Source organism: Pseudoflavonifractor phocaeensis (assembly GCF_016901735.1).
In the GTDB taxonomy this organism is placed as follows: domain Bacteria; phylum Bacillota; class Clostridia; order Oscillospirales; family Oscillospiraceae; genus Pseudoflavonifractor_A.
Genome location: NZ_JACLZC010000036.1, coordinates 19,672 through 28,534 on the forward strand (window position 1 = coordinate 19,672; position 8,863 = coordinate 28,534).

An 8,863-nucleotide genomic window follows, 5' to 3' on the forward strand; every position below is an offset into this window, starting at 1 on the left:
AAAACCATCGGAACGTGCGGAAGAATGACCACAAAATGATTGAAATTAAGGAGGCGGAAAACTTACATGAAACAGGTAAGAAAACGGATGCTGCGCAGTATACTGACCTTTTTACTCACCTTAGCCATGTTGATGGGTCTGCTGCCCGGCGCCGCGCTGGCGGCGGGACCGGCGCGGGTCAGCCCTGCTGTGACCGTGGAAGGCGGACAGATCACCGGCGTTTCCGCCGATGTGGACGGCGTCACGGTCTTTAAGGGCATCCCCTACGCGGCGCCGCCGGTGGGCGAGCTGCGGTGGAAGGCCCCGCAGGACGTGGTGGCCTGGGAGGGTGTCCGCGCCTGTGACACCTGGCCCAATACCGCCATGCAGAACGAGCAGACCGATCCCTTCTGGGTCAGCGAGTTCTACTACGATCAGGACTATCTGCCCCAGGCCAATGAGGACTGCCTGTATCTGAACCTCTACACCCCGGAGAAGGATCTGGCCGATCCCAAGGGCAGCTATCCCGTCCTGGTGTGGATTCACGGCGGCGCCAACGACCACGGCTATGCCTCCGAGATGGAGTTCAACGCCGCCGAGCTGGCCAACCGCGGCATCATCGTGGTGGAGGTCCAGTACCGGGTGAATATCTTCGGCTTCCTGGCTCTGCCGGAGCTCACCGAGGAGAGTGGCACCTCGGGCAACTACGCCATGCTGGATATTGTCAAGTCCCTGGAGTGGGTACGGGACAACATCAAGGCCTTTGGCGGCAATCCCGACGCGGTGACGGTGGCCGGACAGTCCGCCGGCGCCAGCAACACGGCGGCCCTGCTGTCCATGCCTGCGGCGGACGGCCTCTATGACCGGGTCATCATGCAGAGCAGCGGCAGTCTGGCCGCGCCCAGCCTGACCCCGCTGGCCGATGCCGAGGCCAAGACCAAAGCCGCCATCACCACCGCCTTCGGCAAGGAGATGACCCTGGAGGAGCTGCGCGCCCTGCCGGCGGAGGACCTGATGAACCCGGCGGTGTACAGCACCCTCTGGAATGCCTGCCGGGGCAACAAGGACGACGGCAAGACCTTCCGGACCGGCGCGCCTGACTTCACCGGCATCGACGTGATGATGGGCAACTGCTCCGATGAGATGACCTCTCTGGGCGGCACGCCCACCGGCACGCTGGATACGGACAAATTCTATGCCGATCTGAAGGCCAAGTGGGGCGACCTCTATGACGCCTATGACGCCGACGCCCTCTTTGCCATGACCGATCCCGACATGGACGACGCCACCGAGGCCTACCGCATGAATATGCGCATCGGCGGCGAGGAGTGGCTGGTCCGCAACCGGATCAACACCCTCAAGACCGTGGCCTCCGGCGTCCAGAATCTGGACAGCGCCTACATCTATTATTTCAATCAGATGCTCCCGGCCCACGATGACAATGAGATCGTCACCTGGGATGAGAGTTTTTACGGCGCCTTCCACTCCTCTGACCTGTGGTACATGTTCGACTCCATGCGGGACGACATCGCCGGTCAGCGGGCCTGGACCGCGGCCGACCACGCCCTGGCCGATGTGATGTCCGACTGCTGGGCCAACTTCGTCAAGACCGGTGACCCGGGCAACGGCTGGGAGCCCTGCACCTATGCGAACAACGGCGGTTTCATGCACTTTGCCGACGGCAAGGCCACCTTCCGCACCGAACTGCCCAACGGCAGGGACGCGCTCTACATGGCCGCCGAGATGAAGAACCAGAACCTGACCGATGAGGACATCGGCGGCAGCGCCGCTGTGGCCAAGGGCTTCCAGGCCGGCGCCTATGACGGCATGAACTACCGTTACTTCGAGCCTGCCCAGGCGGATGCCGGCGGCTCCTATCCGCTGGTGCTCTTCCTCCACAGCGAGAAGGAAGCGGGCACCGACAACCAGGCCCAGCTGGAGAACAAGGGCGCCACCCTGTGGGCCGAGTCCGCCAACCAGGCCAAGAATCCCGCCTACGTCCTGGCGCCTCAGAATGCCGACGCCGACGGCTGGGATGTGGCCCAGGTCAAGGCTCTGCTGGATGACTTCATCGCCACGCATCCCAACGTGGATGAAAACCGCATCTATGTTCAGGGTATGTCCATGGGCGGCACCGCCGTCTGGGAGATGATCGCGGCCTATCCCAACTTCTTCGCCGCCGCCATGCCCATCTGCGGTACCGTTTCCGACGCGCTGCTGGCCGACACCGACAAGCTGGCCGCCCTGAAGAATCAGCCCATCTGGGCCTTCCACGCGGCCGACGACAAGACCACGCCGGAGTCCAACACCAGCGGTATGATCGCCGCGCTGAAGGCTGCCGGCAGCGCCTGCGCCAAGTACGAGGTCTACTCCGCCGGTTCCATCACCCCCGACGCCCATTGGGACCTGGCTGACCGGGTGTACGGCATCGGCACGCCCTACAACTGGCTCTTTGCCCAGTCCCTGGCCAAGACCCAGAACGGGACCATCGACCCCTCCATGACCTTCACCACCGAGACGGTGGATCCCGAGCTGGGCATCACCTCCGTGTGGGACTATGAGCTGGGCAAGATCTATGTCATCAACCCTGACAAGACCAAGAACGCCGTCCTCATCGATACCGCCATGGGCGGCTACGGCAAGGCGGACCTCTATCAGTTCCTGCTGGACCAGGATCTGGTGGACGAGAGCCAGACCATCGACGTGGTGCTCACCCACAACCACGGCGACCACACCATGGGTCTGCCCTCTCTGGCGGCTTCCGGCAAGCTGGGCAAGCTCTATATTCACGAGCTGGACGCCCCCAGCGTTGTGAAGGCCGACTACATCGACCTGGCCAAGGTTTCCTACATCAAGGAAGGGGACACCATCCCCACCGGCGGCTATGATCTGGAGGTCTATGAAGTGCTCGGCCATACCCAGGGCTCCGTGGTATTCTTCTACGCCGACAAATACATCTTCACCGGCGACGCCATCGGCTCGGGCGACGTGTGGATGACCGCCACCTCGGTGGAGGAGTATCTGCCCTACATCCAGCGCTTCAACGAGGAAGTGAAGGCCCGTGAAGCCGCGGGCGCCGAGTTCATCATCTACACCGGCCATGCCGAGAACTACACCCCCTTCACCAGCGCCTACATCGACAACATGGCCAAGTGTGCCGAGGGTACGGTGAACGGCACCATTACCCCCGGCGTCTACACCCGCCGCAACGGCAGCTACGCCACCGTCGGCAACGCCAACATCTACTTCAACGACGCCACCACCTACGCCGTCATGAACGCCCAGGTGGAGACCACCGGCCAGAAGGTGGTCAGCATCGAACTGACCTTCGCCACCGCGGAGGAAGCCCAGGCCGCCGCCAAGGGTGACTTTACCGTCACCGCCAACCGCAGCGCCGTCACCGCCGAGCTGAGCGACAAGGCCGAGCGCACCGTCACCGGCGTCACCGTGGACGGCAACGTGGTTACCCTGGCCCTGTCCCTCGATGACGCCAATGCCGGCGCCTGCTACTACACCGCTTCCACCGGCACGGTGCGCTATGCCCTGTCCTACACTGTCAAGCAGGGCGACAAGAGCTGGACCGTCCAGGCCATGCGGGACGCCATCGTGGACAAGTTCGAAAAGGCCAGCTACACCTATTCCGACACCATCGACGTGGATTACCGCTACTTTGACCCCACCGAAAACGGGTTTGACGCCAACGGCTCCTATCCGCTGGTCCTCTTCCTCCACGGCGCGGGCGAGAGCGGCAACAACAACACCTCTCAGCTCATCGCCAACAAGGGCGCCACTGTCTGGGTGGAGAGCGACCATCTGGCCCGCAACCCCGTCTATGTGGTGGCCCCTCAGCGCGGCAACGACATGGCCTTCGGTTGGGACACCAAGGCGGTCAAGGCCCTGCTGGACGACTTCATCGCCAAGCATCCCAACGTGGACATGGACCGCATCTATGTGCAGGGTATGTCCATGGGCGGCATGGGCACCTGGCAGATGATTCTGGAGAATCCCACCTTCTTCGCCGCCGCCATTCCCATCTGCGGCTATGTGGTGAATGAGGACTACTTTGCCAACGACAACGCCGGCTTCGTTCCCCTCCAGTACCTGCCCATCTGGACGGCTGTGGCCGCCGATGACAGCGCCGTTCTGGCTGAGGGTACGGCCAAAGCAGTGGCAGCCCTCCAGGCAACCGGCAACAAGACCGTCAAGTACTACGAGTACCTGCCCGGCTCCGTGACCCCCAACCCCCACCACTCCTGGGAGAAGGTCTACGAGGACGAGGAGATCTACAACTGGCTCTTTGAGCAGGACCAGGAGCGCAACGGCCACGGCACCGCCAACGCGGCCCTGACTTACACCGTCACCGACCTGGGCGGCGGCGTCAAGCGGGTGCTGGACTGGCACGTGGACCCCATCTGGGTGCTCCAGGAGGGCGACGAGGTCCTGGTCATCGACACCGGCATGGGCAGCGGCAACCTCTATGACTATCTCATGGCCAACGTCATCGACAACCCCGAGACCGCCAGGATCGACCTGGTCCTCACCCATAACCACGGCGACCACATCGCCAGAGTGGGGGACTTTGTGGGCAAGGACAATGTGGAAAAGGTCTACATCGGCGCCGACGACAGCGAGAGCGTCCGCAAGATGCTGGGCGACGACGCCTCCAAGCTGGTCACCGTCCAGGACGGCGACACCATCCCCTACGGCAAGCACACCGTGAAGGTCATCGACGTCCCCGGCCATACCGCCGGCTCGGTGGTCTATCTGGTGGATAACAGCAAGCTCTTCACCGGCGACGCCATCGGCACCGGCTATGTCTGGATGCAGATCGGCGTGACCACCATCGCCGAGTATGTGAACGCCCTGGAGCATCTCAATGCCGCGGTCAAGGGTCTGGACCTGACCGTCTACGGCGGCCACATGCAAAACCGCTATCCCCTCACCGACCAGTACGTCCGCGACATTCTGGCGTGTGCCAAGGGCATCGTGGACGGCTCCCTGGAAGGGGTGCAGTACCTGCGGGGCAACGTGGCCGACGCCAAGATCGCCACTTACGGCACCGCCAGCATCGTCTATGACCCTGACCGGGTGGGAAGCCGCGTCATCACCGGCTGGGAGTCCGACCGGAACGACAAGGACGACGACGCCGATCTGGACGATCCGGACGTGCCGCTCAACCCCACGCCTGACAGCTTCAACGACCTGCCCGACGATCACTGGGCCATCGACGGCATCACCTATATGCTGGAAGAGGGCCTGATGAACGGCACCAGCGCCACCACCTTCTCGCCGGACGCGGACATGACCCGCTCCATGCTGGTGACGGTGCTCTACCGCATGGCGGGCGAGCCCGAGGTGACCGGTTCCTCCGGCTTTGTGGATGTGCCCAAGAACCAGTGGTATACCGACGCGGTGACCTGGGCCAAGGCGGAGGGCGTGTTCCAGGGCGTGGACGCCCAGCACTTCAATCCCGACGGCCTTGTGACCCGTGAGACTCTGGCCGTGGTGCTCTACCGGTACAGCGAGGCTGCGAAGCCCGTCAGCAACGGGATCGCCTCCTTCCCGGACGGCGGACAGGTCTCCGACTGGGCCAAGGACGGCATGAACTGGGCGGTGGCTCAGGGCGTGCTCCGCGGCCAGGATGACGGCCGGCTGATGCCCACCCGTACCGCGACCCGGGGGGAAATCGCCACCATGTTCCTGAGAATGTCCAAGATGTAACCCCCTCTCTGGCCCCCGCGCAGAGTACCGCCTCTGCGCGGGGGCTTTTCTCTATTTTATGGGGTGCAATATAAAGAAAAGTATGATATGCTATAAAATTGAGAGAAACAGTCATCTCTGCGGAGATGGCGTAAGGGAGCTGTGTACATCATGGAACAGGCGAGCGTGCATAACGGCATCAATCAGGCCATGCAGCAGCAGATGAACCTCCGGCTTGTTTTGCGGATGCTTTGGAAGGAAGGGGTATGTTCCCGGGCCAAGCTGGCCAAGCTGTCCGGTTTGCAGCGGCCCACCATTTCCAATATTATACGGGATTGTATCCAGTGCGGACTGGTGGTGGAGCAGGGGCTGATGGAGGGAGAAAAGGGACGGCGTTCCATTGGAATTGCCATTAACGGCGAACAATACCGGGTCATTGCGGTAAAAGTCTCCCGGCGCAAGTGCTGGGTGATGCTCATGGGCCTTTCCGGCCAGTGCTATGAGCAGGAGTGGTTCCCCATTACCCGGCAGGAGGACGCGGCGGTCACCATCTCCAATCTTCGGACGTATATTGCCCAGATGATCGACCGGCACCCCGAGTGCCAGGTGCTGGCAGTGGGCATGACGGTGCCGGGCCCCTTCAAGCGGGTGAATGAGGAGATCATTTTCGTCACCAACCTGGTGGGCTGGGAGGGCGTCCATCTGATGAAGGAGCTGAAAAAGCTGGGGAACATCCCGGTTTTCATCGGAAACGACGCCAACGCGGCGGCGGCGGCCTATCTCTGGAAGGAGGGCAACCAGCCGGGGGCGTCCGACCTGGTGTATGTGATCGCCGGCTACGGCATCGGCTCGGGCATCGTCTCCCACGGACGGCTGCTCACCGGCAGTCTGGGCATCGCCGGGGAGATCGGCCACACCTCCATTTGCTACGACGGGCCCAAATGCGAGTGCGGCAACCGGGGCTGTCTGGAGTGCTACTGCTCGGCCATCGTGCTGGAGCGCAATCTGCAAAGCCGCCTCAACGCCGGCGAGGCCAGCTGTCTCCAGCCCTGCTCCGGCCGGCTGACCTGGAAGGACATTGAAGAGGCCATCCAGCGCAACGATCCCATGGCGGTGCGGGAGTTCGTGCAGGTATGCCGCTACCTGGCCATGGGGATTGTTAATCTCATCAACCAGTGCAACCCGTCCAAAGTCATCATCGGCGACCTGCTGACCAAGCTGGCGCCCCAACTGCTGCTGGAGACGGTGCGGGAGTTTGTCCGCGGCTCGGTACGGCCCACCATCTGGGAGCATCTGTCCATTGAGCTGGACCAGATGGAGCAGGACCCCATTTTGCTGGGGGCGGGGATGCTGGCGGTGGAACAGGTGCTGGACAACCCCTCGGAGTTTATTCCCAATATGCCCCGATGAGCCATAAGAGAGCAAAAATGACCCGGTCTGACGTACGTTTCGTCAGACCGGGTCGTTTGATTGGGGGAGATCAGCCGCCCATATAGGAAAAGTGCATATAGTCGTGATAGCCGTAGGAGGCGTCGCTGCTGTCCGCCCAGGCAGTGCCGCCCCAGGTCCACCCGTGCTCGGTGAAAATGCGCACCACGGAACCGGTGGGGGAGATGGAGTAAGGATCGGCGCCGGGGGTCCAGTGGGAACCCACCATGGCGGCGCCGTCCCGCACCTGGTAGTTTTGGTTGGAGTTGATGTCAATGGCGGTACCGCAGTTGTGTTCACCGGTGGCGGTGTCGCCCCGCCAGGAGTAGCCGCCCACATCACAGATGGGGAACTGCTCCGGGTCGTTGTAGATTTCCGTAAAAATCTCGGTCACATCCTGGGCCAGGTCGGCGTGGATGGAGAAGGAGGCGGTGCCGCTGACCTTTTTCCCGTTAGAGAGCCGCCAGACGGGGACGGTGACGGTCACCATGTTGGCCTCGGCCTCTTCCCGGTTGGCAAAGCGGGACTTGTCGGAGTCGTCAAAGAGGAGGGTCCGCTTCGCGCTGTTGCCGCCGGGGGCGATGAGCCAGAAGTCCTGGCTCCAGTAGTCCTCTTCGGAGGCAAGTCCCTGGTCAACCAGGTCCCAGAAGGCGGACTGCTGCCGCTCGAACTCGGTTTTGAGGCGGCAGACCACGGTAAAGTCGGAGGAGGCCAGGCTGAAGTAGGTGATGGAGGTATCGGCGGAGGTATAGTCGTCGGGCATGGCGTCGGAGATTTCGCTGTCGTAGGAGGCCAGGGCGTAGCCGATGGGGCCGGAGACGAGACAGTCCGGACCGATGGAAGCGCCGTTCCCATCCACAAAATGGACGGTGATGTCGGTTTCCTCGCCGTAGACGGAGCCTTCCAGCTGATTGAGCATCCGCATGAGGAGGACGGTGCCGTCGGCCCGCTGGATGGTGTCGGCATAGCCGAAGGAGCCGTCGCTCTTGCCGGAGACGATCTTCAGCCGGTAGAGCTCGGCCACCGCGTCCTGATGGACCTCATCCATTTCGTCCCAGTCGGAGAAAACGTCCTCCGGGTCCGGCTGTTCTCCGTCGTCCTCGTACCACAGCCAGGAGGCGGACGGGTGTAGCACGTCTCCGTCGGGAATGGCCTCGGCCAGGAGGAGGGCGGCGTCCTGCCGGGTGATGGGCTGGTCCAGCCCGTCGGGGGAGACGAGGAGCTGGTCGCCGGCGGAGAGAAGGCCGGCCTCCAGGACGGTCATATAGCCGGCGGTATCCCAGGGGTAGATCTGGGCGTTGGCGTCGTACTGCTTATGGGCCACGGTGCGGGAGAGGAGGGTAAGGAACTGCCCCCAGGTCAGGGTGCCGGAGGGGTCCATGCAGTTGTTGCCCACCCCCTGAATGACCCCCAGCCGTTCGGCGTGATTGACCAGGGAGTAGGCCCAGTGAGTGTAATCCATGTCAGCGTAGGCGGCGGAGGCGGCCGGCAGGGCGGAGCAGCTGAAGAGCAGCGTAAGTCCCAGTGCGATCCATCTTTTCCGATTCATGTAATCTCTTCTCCTTTGCAGCAGATTTGTCAGGAAAAAGTGTATCCTTTTTGTGGTAAAAACACAAGAGGAACACGGAAGGAGAAGAAAAAAATAACCATTAAAACGGCCGGTCATACCCCGGTATACCGCCGCAGGATGGACAGCGGCGGGACGGCTCTGGGGAGCTGGATGGTAAAGCGCATCTGGGGGGTACGGGGCTGGGTC

At 62.5% G+C, this 8,863-nt stretch carries 3 protein-coding genes; 2 read left to right on the forward strand and 1 reads right to left on the reverse strand.

Going from position 1 to position 8,863, the window contains the following annotated elements:
• Nucleotides 1-66: 66 nt before the first annotated feature.
• Nucleotides 67-5,700, forward strand: a complete 5,634-nt coding sequence (locus H7U37_RS09060) for a carboxylesterase family protein (protein ID WP_204875280.1) — start codon at nt 67-69, stop codon at nt 5,698-5,700.
• A gap of 150 nt (nt 5,701-5,850) precedes the next feature.
• A complete protein-coding gene (locus H7U37_RS09065) occupies nt 5,851-7,089 on the forward strand; it encodes an ROK family protein (RefSeq protein WP_204875282.1) in 1,239 nt (412 codons plus the stop codon).
• A 70-nt stretch (nt 7,090-7,159) separates the two neighbouring features.
• Here H7U37_RS09065 and H7U37_RS09070 read toward each other — a convergent pair whose 3' ends face one another.
• Nucleotides 7,160-8,656, reverse strand: a complete 1,497-nt coding sequence (locus tag H7U37_RS09070) for a M15 family metallopeptidase (RefSeq protein ID WP_204875284.1) — start codon at nt 8,654-8,656, stop codon at nt 7,160-7,162.
• Nucleotides 8,657-8,863: the final 207 nt, after the last annotated feature.